Below are 15,100 nucleotides of genomic sequence, written 5' to 3'. Positions count from 1 at the left end.
CCGGGTACCGGAACCTTCAGCCGCCAAAGCGTGACGTGGCCTCGAGTAAACCGCTTGCCGCCGCCCGGACCGGCTGGCAGCATCGGCGATCATGCACCGCGACGAACACGCCGGCCCGATCGACCTGCGGGCCATGCAGGGCCTGGCGACCCGCCTGTTCCCGGAGGCGAGCTGGCGCCATGCGGGTGACCTGGCCTGGGCCGCCACCTGCGCGGGCGAGGCCGAGCAGGGCCCGACGGCCGTGTGGCGCGATCACGATCGCGTCGTGGCGTGGGGCTGGCTGGAGGGCCCCGGCGAGCTGACCGTGCAAGCCGACCCCGCCTATCCGGCCGTGGTGGACGAGGTCCTCGCCTGGGCAGAGCATTCGAGCTCTGTCCCGGTCAGCACCACGATCAGCGACAACGAGCCCCACATCGCCGCCGCACTCACCGCCCGCGGTTACCGCGCGGCGGTGGACCGCCCATTCTTCTCCTGCCTCGGCATCGATCTCAGATCCCTGCCGCCGGCGTCCACGTTGCCCAGCGGTTATGAGCTACTGCAATGCAATGCCGCACACATTGCCACCCGCGCGGCAGCCCACCGCGAGGCCTGGTCTGCCTGGGGTTCGACCTACCGCGAGCAGCAGCACGCTGCGATGCGCGGACTCTGGCCGTACAAGCCGCAATTCGATCTGCTGGCGATCGCCCCCGACGGCACCCCTGCCGCCTACTACCAGGGCTGGTACGACGAGATCAGCCGCGTCGGCCACTTCGAGCCCGTCGGCACCCACCCGCAACACCGCCGCCTCGGCCTCTCCCGAGCGCTCGGCACGGAACTGCTCCGCCGCTTCGCCGCGGCCGGTGCCCGCATGGCCACCGTCAATCCTCGCGGCGACGATGCGTACCCCGTGGCCAGGCTCACCTACGAGACGATGGGCTTCACCCCGTTCGGCCGGACTCACACCTACGGTCAGGCGTGAGGATCGAAGTCGGCGTGGGTGAACCGCATGGGCTTCAGGACACATCCGCGGCGCTCAGCCCGGTCTCCGCGCATGCTGCTGCACGCCCGGCTGACTCCTGCTACCAGTTCGGTTACACGTACAACATCAGCAGCTACGAGATCCAGCCGGAGTTCACCGGCGGCTCGGGGCACACGACGTACTCGTTCACCGACGCCTGCGGCTGAGTCCGACCGGCCCGCGGCGCGCGCCTTCCGGTGCGCGCCGCGAGACCCGTCAGGGCTCCACGGTCCGCAGCACGCTGTTCGCCTCGGGGCCGGCGACCGAGGCGCCGTAGCCGCCGTCGACCGCCAGCGCGCAGACCGCGTAGTCACCCCGGTACGCGATGGTCCAGCTGTTGTTGGAAGCGCCGACCTCCGCGGTGCCCGTCTTCCCGTACGTGTCGGCCGAGGGCGTGACGACGCCGGCGAGCGTGCCCTGGGTGATGACGGAGTGCATCAGGGTTCGCAGGTTGCTCAGATCGTCCGCGGGCATCCGGTCCGCCGTGATCTGGGTGGTTCCGGGAATCAGGATCGGCTGCCGGAACCGGCCGTCCGCCACGGTCGCCGCGACCGAGGCCATGGCCAGCGGCGACGCGGTGATCTTGTCCTGGCCGACCATCTCCTCGGCGGCGGAGTCCTCGGCCGCGTAGGGGACGTGCGCGTACGTGGTCGGCTGGTTCAGGCCGATGTCCCAGGGCTCGTCGAAGCCGAAGTACTTCCGGGCCGTCGCCGAGATGTCGGACGTCGTCAGCTTGTTATAGAAACTACTGAATGCGTTGTTGCAGGACTGTGCGAAGTCCTGCAGGAAGTCGTTGCCGGGCGCGGCCTCCTGCTCGGAGTTGTGCAGCGCGAGCCCATCCGCCTCGAGCACCTTCGGGCAGGGCACGGGCTGGCTGAGGCTGGTGACGAGGTTCTGGTCGAGCAGCGTGGCCGAGGAGACCACCTTGAACGTGGAACCGGGCGCCAGCTTGCCGACCATCGCCGTGTCCGGGCCGCCGGGCGGGTTGTTGGCGATGGCGAGGATGGCGCCGGTGGAGGGCTTGACCACCGCGACCGAGCTGTTCGGGGCGCGGTCGGCGGCCTTCTGGGCGGCTGCCTGGACGGACAGGTCGATCGTGGTGCGCACGGCAGCGGCGGCGGTCGGCCGGGCGACCGTGGCGACTTGGCCCGCGACGGTGCCGTCGGCCTTCTCGATCTCGACCGTCGTGCCGGCCCGGCCGCCCGAAGGGGTGGCGTTCTGCTCGATGGTGTGGACGAGGTTGGCCAGGCTCGGCGCGTTGACGGAGGTGATCGCCCGGCCCGAGGCGTCATCGACCTCTGAGACGGTCGGCTTGGTCGTGCCCAGGGCCAAGTGCTCTCCGGCCTTGAGGCTGGTGAACTCGATACTCGGGCTCCACTTCACGAACCAGCGCGACTGCCCCTGCACAGTTCCCTGATACGCGGCGAGCCCCGAGGTGTAGGACCAGGGGCTTGCCGGCGAGCCGACCTGCGCCTCGATGCTGAAGGTGAGCCAACCGGCCGAGCCGGTCGTATTCGGCTGCGTCGTCAGACCGCTGAGGTGCAGGTCTCGCTGGTAGGCCGCGAGCGCGGCGCCGGCGGCGGCCGGTGCGTCGGTCAGGTTCGCGGCGGCGTGCAGGTCTCCGCGTTGCCAGGCGGCCAGGAACGCCTCGCCGGTCTGCTGGGCGCCGGACGCGCCGCTGCGCGGGTCGGGCGAGAAGCCGAGGGTCGGCGCGGCCGCGGCGCTGCGCCCGTGCGCGCTGGCGAACCCGGTGGCGACCAGCGTCACCGCCACCGCGACGACGAGCGCGCCGACGGCTCCGAGCACGCCCCGTCGCGGCACTCTCCGACGCGGCTTCGGGTTCCGCCGCGGCGGCTCCGGCTCGCTCATCAGACCTTGGATATGGCGTATGCGGGCCATGGGATCGTCGTTCATCGAGTTCATGGGTTCTTCCCACCCCTTTCTTGCCGGTGCAGATGCCCTGCCGGTGCAGATGGCTCAGTCGAGTTGCTGGAGGGCGAGCTTCGTGGCGTCGGCGATCAGGCCGTCGTCCGAGCTCGCGTTCTGGGTGCCGCGATGCGAGAGCACCGCGATCACGATGGGCGCGCCGTGCGTCGGCCAGAGCACGGCGATGTCGTTGCGGGTGCCGTAGTCGCCGTTGCCGGTCTTGTCGCCGACCTTCCAACCGGTCGGGACGGCGGCGCGGATGTACGGGCCGCCGGTGGTGTTCGCCTGGAGCCAGGCCGTCAGTCGGGCACGGCGGCCGGCCGTCAGCACGTCGCCGAGCACGAACGCGCGCAGGTCCGCGGCCAGCGCGCGCGGCGTGCTGGTGTCCTGGACCGCGCCCGGCACTGCGGTGTTGATCGTGGGCTCGGTGCGGTCGACGTCGGTGGTGGCGTCGCCGAGCGAGCGCAGTGCGCTCTGCAGTCCGGCCGGCCCGCCGAGCCGCCCGAACATCAGGTTCAGCGCGGTGTTGTCGCTGACCTCGATCGCGGCGGACATCACGGCCGTCAGCGTCATACCGCCCTGCACGTGCTTCGAGGTGACGGGCGAGTAGTCGACCAGGTCGGACGCGCTGTAGGTGATGGTCTGCGCGAGCTGCGCGTCGGTCTCGCGGCGCAGCAGCTCGCCGGCGGCGAACGCCTTGATGGTCGAGCAGAAGGCGAACCGCTCGTCCGCCTGGAACGCGACCGAGCGGCCGGTGCCGGTGTCGATCGCGTACACGCCGAGTCGCGCGCCGTAGCGGGACTCGAGCTGCTGGAAGGCCGCGGTGTCGGTGGTGGAGGACGGCGCGGTGCCGGTCGTGGCGGACGACGTCGCGGCGGCCGTGGCCGTGGTGGTCGCGGCCGCGGGCGACGCGGCCGGCTTGGCCGAGCAGGCCGTCAGGGCGCCCGCCGCCATCCCGATCGACGCCGCGGCCGCCGCGATCCGGCCGGAGACCCGCTGGGGGAACATCTTCATGATCCGACAGCCTGGTCCGAGCCCATCCATGCGGTCAAAGACCCTTGTGCGCGTTTCCATGCTGTTCTGGCATATGATCTGGTCTCCATGGACCTCGTCAGCGCCTGCCGCATCTTCGTGAGCGTGGCGGAGCGCGGCAGTTTCACCCTCGGTGCGGCCGCCGAGCGCATACCGCAGTCGGTGGCGAGCCGTCGCATCGCGGCGCTGGAGCGGCATCTCGGCCAGCCGCTGTTCGACCGGACGACGCGGCGCGCCGCGCTGACCGTGTTCGGCCGGGACCTGATCGTGCCGGCCAAGCGGCTCGTGCAGCAGGCCGAGGCGCTCGACCACCATGCCAAGGAGGCCCGGCTCCGGCCGCTGACCCTGGCCGTGCCCGAGACCTGCAACGTCCGGGACCTGGCCCGGCTCGACGCGGCGGCCCGCGACGCGCAGGTGGTCCTGGACATCCGCACCGCCGATCCGGTGCGCCGGGCCGAGTGGCTGCGCGACAAAGAGGTGCGGGCGGTGGTCGAGGCGGTGCCGCCGAGCGGCGCGGCCTGGGTCGTCCCGCTGGGCATGGCCTCGCGCGCGGGCGGCGACGGGCGCACTGCTGCCGAAGGCGCCGCCCCGGCCGCCCACCCGATCCGGCTCGAGTCCCTGCGGCCCTCGCGGGCGGAGCCGACGTACCGCCGCGTGTGGATCCAGCCGGAAGACGACGTTCCCTACGTGCGCGACATCGCGCAGCGTGCCGGCCACCGTGCGGCGTTGCTGCCCGCGCAGATCTCGGTGGCCGCCTCACTCGTCGCGGCGGCGGGCGCGGCGATGCGCGCGGGCGACTTCGTGCTCTGCTCCGCCCGGCAGGCGGGGGATCTCGGCCTGACCTGGCGGCCCGTCGCGGATGCTTCCTTGGCACGCGGCTACGCCGTCTCCGCCCACGTCGGCGACGACGCGCTGCTGATCCGCGATCTGTTGGGCCCGGAGTTGGCCCGCGCCCTGGGCGTTCCGGCCGGGTCACCGATCACCACAGTACCCGTACAACAGAGCATTGAGCCGGAGGCGAGCGATGCCGATGCATGACAGAGATCTGATCGATGGACTGCGGGACCGGCTCGCGGCGGCCGGACTATCAGGGTCCTTTCTTGTCCGGAATCTCGCCACCGGCGAAGAGATCGGCATCGAACCGGACCGCGCGTACCCGATCGCGTCGGTGGTGAAGGTGCCGCTCGCCATCGCCGTGCTCGAAGCCATCCGCGTCGGGAGGCTCGACGGCGCGACGGCGCTGGAGATCATCCCCGGCGGCGGTGACGAACAGTCCTCGCCCGGCATCGCCAAGTTCGCCCACCCCGTCCGCATCGCCGTCGACGACCTGCTCTACCTGGCGATCGCGATCAGCGACAACGCCGCCGCGGACGCGCTGTTCGACCTCGTGCCGCCGGCTGAAGTGGACCGCGTGCTGGCGGACGCGGGCATCAGCGGCATCGCGGTGCGGCACCCGATGCGCGACCTCTACGCCGTCGCGATCGATGGGCTGAACCAGGCCGGCGTGCAGGTCGCGCACGCCATCGCGGTCGGGGCGCGCACCCCTGGCGGCGGCCACCCCGTCGCTCAACTCGACCTGACCCGCGCGAACACCGGCACCGCCCGCGCCATCGCGGACCTGCTCGCCGCGCTGTGGACGCCCTCCGCCATCCATCCGGAGGTCGCCGCGCGTACTCGGGCCCTGCTCCGCAACGCCCTGGTCCAGCGCCGCCTCGGTCCCGACTTCATCTCCGACTCGACCACCTGGGCCTCGAAGTCCGGCACCCTGCTCAACCTGCGCCACGACGCCGGCGTCGTCGAACACGAGGACGGTGAGGCCTACGCCGTCGTCGCCCTCACCGAATCGGCCGTCCCGGCCGCCGCTCAGCCCGCCGCCGAAGCCCTCATGGGCCACGTCGCGCGCTCGCTGCACGACCGGCTGCGGGAGCGCTAGGCCGTGGCCCAGCGGCGCAACTTCTCCGGGTTGCGGATCGCCCAGATGCGGGTGATCCGGTCGTCGGCGACGTCGAACGCGAAGACGGTCAGGGTGACGCCGTCCTGTTGGGCCACCAGGCCGGGCTGACCGTTGACGCTGCGCTCCAGCAGCGTCATCGCGCTGAGCGCCCGGTTCGCGATCTCCATCCAGGCGTGGGCGATCCGCTCGCCGCCCTCGATCGGTTCGAGGAAGGTGACGGCTTGGCCGCCGCCGTCCGCGGTGGCGACGGCGTCCGGGTCGAGCAGGCCGATGATCGCGTCGATGTCCTTGGCCTCCCACGCCGACTTGAACGCCCTGACGACGTCGCGCCGGCGTTTGGCGGCGGTCGTCTTCGTGGCGGGGCGCGGGGATTGGACGCGGCGGCGGGCCGAGGAGGCCAGCTGGCGGCACGCCGCGGGAGTGCGGCCGGTGATCTCGGCCACCTCGCCGAAGGGGTAGCGGAAGACGTCGTGCAGGATGAACGCGACCCGTTCGGCCGGGGTCATCGCGTCGAGCAGGACGAGGAAGGCCATGCTGACCGACTCGTCCATGGTCACGCGCTCGGCCGGGTCGGCGGCGGCGCCCGGACGGCTGCCGGGCCACTCGGCCGGTTCGGGCAGCGGCTCGGGGATCCACTCCCCCACGTACGTCTCCCGCCGCGCGCGGGCCGAGCCGAGCAGGTTGAGGCAGACGCGGGTGGCGACGGTGGTCAGCCACGCACCGGGTGACTCGATGGCGTCTCGCTGCTCCCGGGACATCGCATACCAGCGCGCGTAGGTCTCCTGCACGGCGTCCTCGGCCTCGGCGAGCGAGCCGAGCAGGCGGTACGTCAGGTTGATCAGCTGGCGGCGCTCGCCCATCACCGTGCTGAGGCCGGTCTCGAAGTCACTGTCCACGTCCACGCCTTGTCGCCTCCCGTCGTCCGTCCGCATTGGTTCGACAAGACAGGCCCGCGGAATGTGAGGCGGGCGCGCCTCACATTCTCGACGGCCATCTTGTCGTACTGATCGAACGCCCGCGACGAACGACAGGAGCCCGACATGTCCACCCCCGTCACGACCCCGCTTTTCACCGACCCGGCGTCCACCGCTCAGCTCGAACGAGTGGCCGCGGCCTTGCGCGGGAAGAACTTCGCGGCCGAGGTCCTCGAGGGCGCGGCCGCCGCCCGCGTCCGGGTCGAAGAGCTGATCCCGCCGGGCGCGAGCGTGCTCACCGGCGCCAGCGAGACGCTCCGGCTCTCCGGCATCGACGCGGACATCAACGAGAGCGGCCGGTACGACGCCATCCGGCCGCGCGGCATGGCTATGGACCGCGCCACGCAGATGGACGAGATCCGGCGGATGATCGCCAGCCCCGACGTCATCGTCGGGAGCGTCGCCGCGGTCACCGAGGCCGGCTCCCTGGTGGCCGTCTCCGCCACCGGCAGCCAGCTCACCGGCTACGTCGGCGGGTCCGCTCAAGTCGTCCTGATCGTCGGCGCGCAGAAGATCGTGCCCGACCTCGAGACGGCGCTGCGCCGCATCGAAGAGCACTGCCTGCCGCTGGAGAGCGAGCGGACCCGCCAGGCCTACGGACAGCCCAGCGCCGCGAACCGCGTGCTGATCCTCAACGGCGAGCTGCACCCCGGGCGGTGCACCGTCCTGTTGCTGGATGAAGCCATCGGGTTCTGACACGCCGGTGCGCCCACCGTCGCGGCGCCCAGGCGGACCCCGCTGTCTATGGCCTCGACTCTGAGATTCGACCTCTTATCGGGTCGGTCCGGATGCCCGCCGGTTTCTGTCGGAGGGGTCGTCTAGGGTTTGGACCATGGCACCGGAAACCAGTTCCGGCTCACCTCAGCGGTGGTCGGTGGCGCAGATACATGCCCTGGCTCCGGACCCGGCATCGCAGAAGGCGGGCACCAAGCTCGCGGCGCCGGGTCCGTGGAGCGAGACGGGGACGAGCCCTGGCGCGAACCTGTTATGGGGGGACTGCAAGGGCAGCGGCTCGAAGCCGTATCAGGTCACAGTCGAGCTGTCCGCGCCCGCGTTCGCGTGCAGCTGCCCCTCGCGCAAGTTCCCCTGCAAGCACGCCCTCGGGCTGTTGCTGCTGTGGTCGGCGGGCACGGTGGCGGACACTCCGACGCTCCCGGCGCGGGTCGAGGAGTGGCTCGGCGGGCGCAAGGACCGCGCGCAGAAGGCCGAGGCGCGCAAGGCCGCCGTGGCCGAGAAGGCGGCGGAGTCGGCCAACGACCCGGAGGCGGCGCGCAAGGCCGCGCTGGCCGCGGAGAAGCGCACCGCCCAGCGGGCCGGCCGGATCGACGCCGGCTTCGACGAGCTCGAACTCTGGCTCACCGACCAGGTGCGCGGCGGGCTCGCCGGGCTGCGCGGCTCCGGCTACCGGCCGCTGGACGGGCTCGCCCGGCGGCTCGTCGACGCGCAGGCGGCCGGCGCGGCGGCCCGGGTGCGCGACCTCGCGCCCGCGCTCTCCGCCCCCGACTGGCCCGACCACACGCTGCGCGGCTTCGCGCAGCTGAACCTGCTGGCCCAGGGCTGGCGCCGGCGGGCCGACCTGCCGGGCCCGCTGGCCGCCACGGTGCGCCGCCGGGTCGGGCTCGCGCCGTCCACCGAGGAGATCGCCGCCGTCGGCGAGCAGGTCTCCGACCGCTGGCTGGTGCTCGGGCTGCGCGACGACACCCCGGACAAGCTGGTCGAGCGCCGGGTGTGGCTGCGCGGTGAGGACAGCGGCCGGATCGCGCTGCTGCTCGCCTTCGCCCCGCAGGGCCAGAGTCCGGGACTGGCGCTGCCCGTGGGCAGCTCATTCGAGGCGCGTCTCGCCTTCGCCCCGGAGGCCGTGCCGCTGCGCGCCATCGTGCTCGAACAGGGCGAGCTCCAGCCGTCGCCGGCCGACGGGCCCGCGCCGGGCGGCGGGAGCCTCAGCCAGGCCGCCACCGCGTACGCGCGGGCCGTGGCCGCGGATCCGTGGACCACCACCGTGCCGGCGCTGATCGCGGCCGCGGTGCCGGTGCTCGAACAGGTCGGCGACCGACGCGAGTGGCGGATCTGCGACGCCGAGAACGCGCAGACCGTGCCGCTGGTGCGCCCGAGCGCCGGCGAGACCGCGATGGCGCTGGGCACGGCGGCCAAGGACCCGGACATCCCGCGCTGCGCGTACGCGCTGCTCGCCGCCGGGGGCGGCCGGCCCGTGCCGGTCTTCGGTATCTACAGCCTGTCAGGTTTCTCCCCGGTGACGCTGTGGGGCGAGGAAGGGCCGGTGAGCCTGCCGTGAGTCAGTACCCGAGTTCGTCGTGGTCGGAGGTGCTCTCGGCCGCGCTGGTCGGCACCGACCGCCGTCCGTTCGTGCCCGGGGCGGCCGGCCCGGAGGCCGGCGACCCGGCACAGGAGCTGCTGCGGCAGGCCATGGTGCTGACCGTCCCCGCGCTCACCGGCGCCCCGCCCGCCCGCCACGAGGGCGCGCTGCCCGAGCCGGCCCCCGCCGACGGCAGGCCCCTGATATCTCCGCTGGTCCAGCTGCGGCTGCGCTCCCTGCTCGACGCGTACCCGAAGTACCTCGGCGAATGGCTCGCCGCGGTGCAGGCCGCGGGCCTGCGGCTGCCCTCGGCGACGATGCCGGCCCTGCTCGACGTCGGCCGGACCAACACGGCCATGCGTCCCGCGCTGGCCCACGTGCTCGGTCCGCGCGGGCAGTGGCTCGCCGGGCAGAACGCGGATTGGCGCTACCTGCGCCGGGAATCTGTCGGACCGCTGCGTCCGGAGGACTGGGACGGGCCCGACCCGGACGCGAGGACCGCCTACGCGAACGGCCTGTACGCCGCCGACCCGGAAGCCGCCCGCGCCCTTTTCACCGCTGCCTGGCCGACGCTGACCGCCACCGTGAAGCTGAGCCTGCTCAGCGTGCTCGGCCGCCACCGCACCGACGCGGACCTCCCGTTCGTCGAAGGCCTGGCCAAGGATCCCTCCAAGCAGGTGCGCGAAGAAGCCCACGCGATCGAGGCGCAACTCAAGGGCCGCGATCAGCGGGCCGAGTCGCGACCTGCCGAGGCGTTCACCGCCGAGATCACCCGGATGGCCACGGCCGAGGTCCCGACCCACGACATCTACCGCTACGCCGCGCCGCAGGCGCACCGCCCCTGGCCGCTCGACGCCGCGCGGGTGATCCTCGCCGTCCTGCTCGAGCACAGCCGCGAACGCGACACCACCGCCGCCGGCGCGGCGGCCGAGAAGCGCGCCCGCGGCAGCGACTGGGCCGCCGGCCACCTCATGGGCATGCTCGCCGACTGCGCGCCGCTGGAGCTGCACCCCGAGGCGGAGCGCGTGAGCCAGGCTCAGGCCGCTGAGATCGCGGCCGGCCGGGTCCACCACCTCGACTTCCACGAACTGCTCAGCCCGCTCGGCTTCCGCGCCGACATGCACGCCGAACTGACCGCACCCGCCGACGCCCCCGGACAGGAATGACCAACGCCATGACGCCGACCAGCACCGCCACCGCGAATCCGACGCCCGCCGAGGACGCCCTGCGCCCGCACGCCGAGGACGCCTTCGCCGGCGAGCTCGACGCCCTCGCCAAGGGCGACGACCGCCCGCGCCCGCCGCGCTGGAACCTCTCCCCGCAGGCCGTGACGACCTACCTGCTCGGCGGCACGGCCGCCGACGGCACCGCGATCACGCCCAAGTACATCGGCCCGCGCCGGCTGGTCGAGGTGGCCGTGGCCACCCTGGCCACCGACCGCGCGCTGCTGCTGCTCGGCGTGCCCGGCACCGCCAAGAGCTGGGTCTCCGAGCACCTCGCCGCGGCGGTCAGCGGCGATTCGACGCTGCTGGTGCAGGGCACCGCGGGCACCTCCGAGGAGGCGATGCGCTACGGCTGGAACTACGCCCGGCTGCTGGCCGAGGGCCCGTCCCGGCAGGCCCTGGTGCCCTCGCCGATGATGACCGCCATGGCGAACGGCAAGGTCGCCCGGGTCGAGGAGCTCACCCGCATCCCCGCGGACGTGCAGGACACCCTGATCACCATCCTGTCCGAGAAGACCCTGCCGATACCCGAGCTCGGCGACGAGGTGCAGGCGGCCAAGGGCTTCACGGTCATCGCCACCGCCAACGACCGCGACCGCGGTGTCAACGACCTGTCCTCCGCGCTGCGCCGCCGGTTCAACACCGTCGTGCTTCCGCTGCCGGCCACGGCCGAGGACGAGGTGCGCATCGTCGCGCAGCGGGTCGAGTCGCTCGGCCGCTCGCTCGAGCTGCCCCCGGTTCCGGCCGCGGCGGAGGAGATCCGACGGGTCGTCACGGTCTTCCGCGAGCTGCGCTCCGGGCGCACCGAGGACGGGCGCACCAAGGTCAAGTCGCCCTCCGGCACGCTCTCCCCGGCGGAGGCGATCTCCGTGGTCACCGGCGGGATCGCGCTGTCCGCGCACTTCGGCGACGGCACGCTGCGGCCGGAGGACGTGGCCGCGGGCCTGATCGGCGCGGTGATCAAGGACCCGTCGGCGGACCCGGTGGTGTGGCGGGAGTACCTGGAGACGGTCGTCAAGCCGCGCGACGGGTGGAAGGGCTTCTACGAGGCCTGCCGGGAGCTGTCCGCCTGATGACGAGCACGCACACCGACGCCGGCCCGAGCGTGGCGGTCCTCGGGATCCGCCACCACGGGCCCGGCTCGGCCCGCGCGGTCGCCGCCGCGCTGGCCGAGTACGCGCCCGACCGGGTGCTGATCGAGGGGCCGTCGGACGCGGGCGCGCTGATCCCTCTGATCGGCGCGGCCGAGATGGAGCCGCCGGTCGCGTTGTTCGCCTACCGCGAGGCGGACCCGCAGCTCTCCGCGTTCTGGCCGTTCGCCGAGTTCTCCCCGGAGTGGGCCGCGCTGCGGTACGCGCTGGCCCAAGACGTGCCGGCAGGGTTCTGCGACCTGCCCGCGGCCGCCAGCCTCGGCATGGACCGCGGCGGCGACGGGCCGACGGACGAGTCCGCCGAGCCCGGCGAGCAGGCAGAGCCCGAAGAAGGCGCCGAGCCCGCCGCGCCGGAGGAGCCCACGCCGGACGAGTCTGCGCCGCCGCGTCGCCGGGACCCGATCGGCCAGCTGGCCGAGGCCGCCGGCTACGAGGACGGCGAGACCTGGTGGGAGGACGTCGTCGAGCACCGGATGCACGCCACCGACGCGCTCGACGCCTTCGCCGCCGTCGCCGAGGCGATGGGCGAGGTCCGCGCGCACGAGGAGACCAGCGCGTTCGACGCCGTGCGTGAGGCGCACATGCGCACCGCCGTGCGCGCGGCGCTGGCCGGCGGCGCGCGACGCATCGCAGTGGTCTGCGGTGCGTACCACGTGCCGGCGCTGCTCGGAATCGAGCGCGGCAAGGCGAGCGGCCTGCCGACGGCCACGCAGGACAAAGCCGCGCTGGCCGCGTTGCCCAAGGCCTCGAAGGCCACGGCGACCGCGCTCACCTGGGTGCCGTGGACGCACAGCCGGCTCTCCTACCACTCCGGCTACGGCGCCGGCATCCAGTCCCCCGGCTGGTACGGGCACCTGTTCGCGCACGACGACCACATCGCCGAACGCTGGCTCACCCGGGTCGCCGAGCTGCTGCGAAAGGAGCGCGTCCCGGTCTCCAGCGCGCACCTGATCGAGGGCGTGCGGCTGGCCGAGACGCTCGGCGGCCTGCGCGGCCGCCCTCGCCCGGGCCTGGCCGAGCTGACCGAGGCGACCGTCGCGGTGCTCTGCGAAGGCTCGCCCGAGCTGCTCTCGCTGATCGAGCGCGAGCTCATCGTCGGCGACGTGCTCGGCGCGGTGGCGCCCGAGACCCCGATGGTGCCGCTGGCCGCCGATCTGGCCCGCGAGTCCAAGCGGCTGCGACTGCCGCGGGCCGCCGCCGAGAAGGCCTACGACCTCGACCTGCGCACCCCGAACGACCTCGACCGCTCGAAGCTGCTGCGCCGGCTCGCGCTGCTCGACGTGCCGTGGGGCGAGCCCGGCAAGTCCAAGTCCACCGGCACCTTCCGCGAGTCCTGGCGGCTGGTGTGGGAGCCGGCGCTCGAGGTCAAGCTGGTCGAGGCGAGCGTGTGGGGGACGACGATCCCGAGCGCAGCCACCGCGCGGATGCTGGAGCGGGCGGCCAAGGAGACCTCGCTCGCCGAGCTCACCGGCTTCGTCGAGCGCTGTCTCGCCGCGGACCTGCCGGACGCGGTCGGGCCGATGGTGGACGCGGTGCAGAACCGGGCCGCCGTGGACACCGACATCGCCGAGCTGGCCGGCGCCCTGCCGCCGCTCGTCAACGTCCTGCGGTACCGGGACGTGCGCGGCACCCGGGTGGAGTCGCTCACGACGGTGGTGCGCGGGCTCGGCGTGCGGCTGGCCATCGGACTGCTCGGCGCCTGCGTCGGCATCGACGACAAGCCGGCGATGAGCCTGGCCGTCCGGATGTCCGAGGCCAACGGCGCGATCCAGCTGCTCGAGGATCCCGAGGTGGGCACGCCCTGGACCGAGGCGCTGACCAGGGTGGCCGACTCGGAGGCCGCGCACGGGGTCACCGCCGGGCGCGCGGTGCGGCTGCTGAGCGACAGCGGCATCTTCGACACCGACGCGGTCGCCGAGCGGATGGCCCGGGCGCTGGCCCAGGGTACCGAGCCGGCTCGGGCCGCGGCCTGGCTGGAGGGCTTCCTGGCCGGCAGCGGGCTGCTGCTCGCGCACGACAAGACGATGCTGCGGCTCATCGACGCCTGGATCTGCGACCTGGACGGCGAGCGCTTCGAGACCGTCCTGCCGCTGCTGCGCCGAACCTTCGGCACCTTCGCCGGGCCGGAGCGCCGGGCCATCGCCGAACAGCTGCCCGACCTCGCGTCGGGGTCGGCCGATGGCGAGGCGGCGGAAGGCGCCGCGGCCGTGGACGCCGATGCGCCGGAGTGGCTGCTCGCCGCCCGGGCGGAGGCCGTGTCCACGATCGCGCTGCTGTTGACCGGTACGGCGAGAGAACGGGAGCTGGTCTGATGACGGCGGCCTTGGAGACGAGCGAGCGGCTGCGGCGCTGGCGGCTGGCGCTCGGCAGCGAAGCCGAGGGCTGCTGCGGCGGCCTCGGCGGAGACGACACGCGGATGGACGCCGCGCTGGCCGGGCTCTACGGGGGCGGTCCGGGCGCGGGCGGCGGGCGGCTCGGCCGCAGCGCCGGCCTGGGTTCCTCCGCGCCGACGGTCGCGCGCTGGCTCGGCGACATCCGCGAGTTCTTCCCCACCACCGTGGTCCAGCTGATGCAGCAGGACGCGATCGAGCGGCTCAACCTCAAGCAGCTGCTGCTGGAGCCGGAGCTGCTGGAGTCGGTCGAGGCGGACGTGCACCTCGTCGGCACCCTGCTCTCGCTCAACAAGCTGATGCCGGAGGAGACGAAGGAGACCGCGCGCACGGTCGTACGCAAGGTCGTGGACGAGCTCGAGGCGCAGCTGGCGCAGGGGTTCCGGGCCGCGGTGTCCGGGGCGCTGAACCGGGCGGCGCGCACGAACCGGCCGCGGCCCCGGGACATCGACTGGAACCGGACCATCCGGGCGAACCTGAAGAACTACCAGCCCGAGTATCGCAGCGTGGTGCCGGAGCGGCTGATCGGGTACGCGCGCGCGGCCCGCGCGGTCAAGCGCGACGTGGTGCTGGCGATCGACCAGTCCGGCTCGATGGCCGCCTCGGTGGTGTACGCCTCGCTGTTCGGCGCGGTGCTCGCGTCGATGCGGGCGCTGAAGACCTCGCTGGTGGTCTTCGACACCGAGGTCGTGGACCTGACCCCGGAGCTGGCCGACCCGGTGGACGTGCTCTTCGGCACCCAGCTCGGCGGCGGCACGGACATCAACCGGGCGATCGCCTACTCGCAGTCGCTGATCACCCGCCCGACGGACTCCATCTTCGTGCTGATCTCAGACCTCTACGAGGGCGGCGTGCGGGCCGAGATGCTGCGCCGGGTCGCGCAGATGACCGCGGCCGGAGTCCAGGTGATCGTGCTGCTCGCGCTGTCGGACGAGGGCGCCCCGTCCTACGACCGGCAGAACGCCGCGGCGCTGGCCGCCCTCGGCGTGCCCGCCTTCGCCTGCACGCCGGACCGCTTCGGCCCGCTGATGGCGGCGGCGATCGAGCGCCGCGACCTGAGCCAGTTCGCCGGCGAGGAGGTCTGATACGGGCCCGCGCACGCGACGGCGCCGCACACCCCGGGGCAGGGGTGTGCGGCG

General features: G+C 73.3%; 13 protein-coding genes. 10 read left to right on the top strand and 3 right to left on the bottom strand.

Features of this window, described 5'->3' with window-relative positions; translation table 11 throughout:
* The first annotated feature begins 91 nt into the window (after nucleotides 1-91).
* Both ACTRO_RS36065 and ACTRO_RS36060 read left to right on the top strand, forming a co-directional pair.
* The gene (locus ACTRO_RS36065) at nucleotides 92-958 is read left to right on the top strand and encodes a GNAT family N-acetyltransferase (protein WP_034270451.1); all 867 of its coding nucleotides are present in this window, start codon (nucleotides 92-94) and stop codon (nucleotides 956-958) included.
* Nucleotides 959-972: 14 nt separating this feature from the next.
* Nucleotides 973-1,164 carry a hypothetical protein gene (locus tag ACTRO_RS36060; RefSeq protein ID WP_034270447.1) on the top strand — a complete coding sequence of 64 codons (192 nt, stop codon included), beginning with the start codon at nucleotides 973-975 and terminating at the stop codon, nucleotides 1,162-1,164.
* 49 nt (nucleotides 1,165-1,213) lie between these two features.
* Here ACTRO_RS36060 and ACTRO_RS36055 read toward each other — a convergent pair whose 3' ends face one another.
* Complete coding sequence (locus ACTRO_RS36055; protein WP_157436627.1) at nucleotides 1,214-2,866, bottom strand: penicillin-binding transpeptidase domain-containing protein; 1,653 nt, start codon at nucleotides 2,864-2,866, stop codon at nucleotides 1,214-1,216.
* Nucleotides 2,867-2,974: 108 nt separating this feature from the next.
* A complete protein-coding gene (gene bla, locus ACTRO_RS36050) occupies nucleotides 2,975-3,937 on the bottom strand; it encodes a class A beta-lactamase (protein WP_034270444.1) in 963 nt (320 codons plus the stop codon).
* Between the two features lie 87 nt (nucleotides 3,938-4,024).
* Here bla and ACTRO_RS36045 point away from each other — a divergent pair, with 87 nt between their 5' ends.
* Together ACTRO_RS36045 and ACTRO_RS36040 are read left to right on the top strand one after the other, a co-directional pair.
* Entirely contained in the window at nucleotides 4,025-4,993 is a 969-nt protein-coding gene (locus ACTRO_RS36045) for a LysR family transcriptional regulator (protein ID WP_063628131.1), read from the top strand.
* A complete protein-coding gene (locus ACTRO_RS36040; protein WP_034278298.1) occupies nucleotides 4,986-5,888 on the top strand; it encodes a serine hydrolase in 903 nt (300 codons plus the stop codon). The genes ACTRO_RS36045 and ACTRO_RS36040 overlap by 8 nt, the downstream gene beginning before the upstream one ends.
* Here the strand turns inward: ACTRO_RS36040 and sigJ are convergent.
* Entirely contained in the window at nucleotides 5,885-6,841 is a 957-nt protein-coding gene (sigJ, locus tag ACTRO_RS36035; RefSeq protein WP_051451914.1) for an RNA polymerase sigma factor SigJ, read from the bottom strand. The two genes, ACTRO_RS36040 and sigJ, sit on opposite strands and share 4 nt — an antisense overlap.
* Nucleotides 6,842-6,949: 108 nt before the next feature.
* Between sigJ and ACTRO_RS36030 the strand changes: the two genes are divergently transcribed.
* From ACTRO_RS36030 to ACTRO_RS36005, 6 genes are all read left to right on the top strand, one after another.
* Nucleotides 6,950-7,579, top strand: a complete 630-nt coding sequence (locus ACTRO_RS36030) for an LUD domain-containing protein (RefSeq protein WP_034270437.1) — start codon at nucleotides 6,950-6,952, stop codon at nucleotides 7,577-7,579.
* A gap of 136 nt (nucleotides 7,580-7,715) precedes the next feature.
* Nucleotides 7,716-9,176, top strand: coding sequence for an SWIM zinc finger family protein (locus ACTRO_RS36025; protein WP_034270434.1), 1,461 nt, complete (start codon nucleotides 7,716-7,718; stop codon nucleotides 9,174-9,176).
* Nucleotides 9,173-10,363 carry a DUF5691 domain-containing protein gene (locus ACTRO_RS44395; RefSeq protein WP_051451913.1) on the top strand — a complete coding sequence of 397 codons (1,191 nt, stop codon included), beginning with the start codon at nucleotides 9,173-9,175 and terminating at the stop codon, nucleotides 10,361-10,363. The genes ACTRO_RS36025 and ACTRO_RS44395 overlap by 4 nt, the downstream gene beginning before the upstream one ends.
* A gap of 8 nt (nucleotides 10,364-10,371) precedes the next feature.
* Nucleotides 10,372-11,493 carry an ATP-binding protein gene (locus tag ACTRO_RS36015; protein ID WP_211244519.1) on the top strand — a complete coding sequence of 374 codons (1,122 nt, stop codon included), beginning with the start codon at nucleotides 10,372-10,374 and terminating at the stop codon, nucleotides 11,491-11,493.
* Nucleotides 11,493-13,883 (top strand): DUF5682 family protein, encoded by a 2,391-nt coding sequence (locus ACTRO_RS36010; protein WP_034270432.1) that lies wholly within the window; start codon nucleotides 11,493-11,495, stop codon nucleotides 13,881-13,883. The genes ACTRO_RS36015 and ACTRO_RS36010 overlap by 1 nt, the downstream gene beginning before the upstream one ends.
* Nucleotides 13,883-15,046 (top strand): VWA domain-containing protein, encoded by a 1,164-nt coding sequence (locus ACTRO_RS36005; protein WP_034270428.1) that lies wholly within the window; start codon nucleotides 13,883-13,885, stop codon nucleotides 15,044-15,046. Before ACTRO_RS36010 ends, ACTRO_RS36005 begins: the two co-directional genes overlap by 1 nt.
* Nucleotides 15,047-15,100: the final 54 nt, after the last annotated feature.

It is taken from the genome of Actinospica robiniae DSM 44927 (assembly GCF_000504285.1).
In the GTDB taxonomy this organism is placed as follows: domain Bacteria; phylum Actinomycetota; class Actinomycetes; order Streptomycetales; family Catenulisporaceae; genus Actinospica; species Actinospica robiniae.
This window is presented reverse-complemented; position numbering and strand designations above follow the sequence as displayed.

Coding starts and splice junctions, on each gene's coding strand:
- ACTRO_RS36065 (WP_034270451.1), top strand. CDS start 92: ATGCACCGCGACGAACACGCCGGCCCGATCGACCTGCGGGCCATGCAG.
- ACTRO_RS36055 (WP_157436627.1), bottom strand. CDS start 2,866: ATGAGCGAGCCGGAGCCGCCGCGGCGGAACCCGAAGCCGCGTCGGAGA.
- bla (WP_034270444.1), bottom strand. CDS start 3,937: ATGAAGATGTTCCCCCAGCGGGTCTCCGGCCGGATCGCGGCGGCCGCG.
- ACTRO_RS36045 (WP_063628131.1), top strand. CDS start 4,025: ATGGACCTCGTCAGCGCCTGCCGCATCTTCGTGAGCGTGGCGGAGCGC.
- ACTRO_RS36040 (WP_034278298.1), top strand. CDS start 4,986: ATGCATGACAGAGATCTGATCGATGGACTGCGGGACCGGCTCGCGGCG.
- sigJ (WP_051451914.1), bottom strand. CDS start 6,841: ATGCGGACGGACGACGGGAGGCGACAAGGCGTGGACGTGGACAGTGAC.
- ACTRO_RS36030 (WP_034270437.1), top strand. CDS start 6,950: ATGTCCACCCCCGTCACGACCCCGCTTTTCACCGACCCGGCGTCCACC.
- ACTRO_RS36025 (WP_034270434.1), top strand. CDS start 7,716: ATGGCACCGGAAACCAGTTCCGGCTCACCTCAGCGGTGGTCGGTGGCG.
- ACTRO_RS36015 (WP_211244519.1), top strand. CDS start 10,372: ATGACGCCGACCAGCACCGCCACCGCGAATCCGACGCCCGCCGAGGAC.
- ACTRO_RS36010 (WP_034270432.1), top strand. CDS start 11,493: ATGACGAGCACGCACACCGACGCCGGCCCGAGCGTGGCGGTCCTCGGG.
- ACTRO_RS36005 (WP_034270428.1), top strand. CDS start 13,883: ATGACGGCGGCCTTGGAGACGAGCGAGCGGCTGCGGCGCTGGCGGCTG.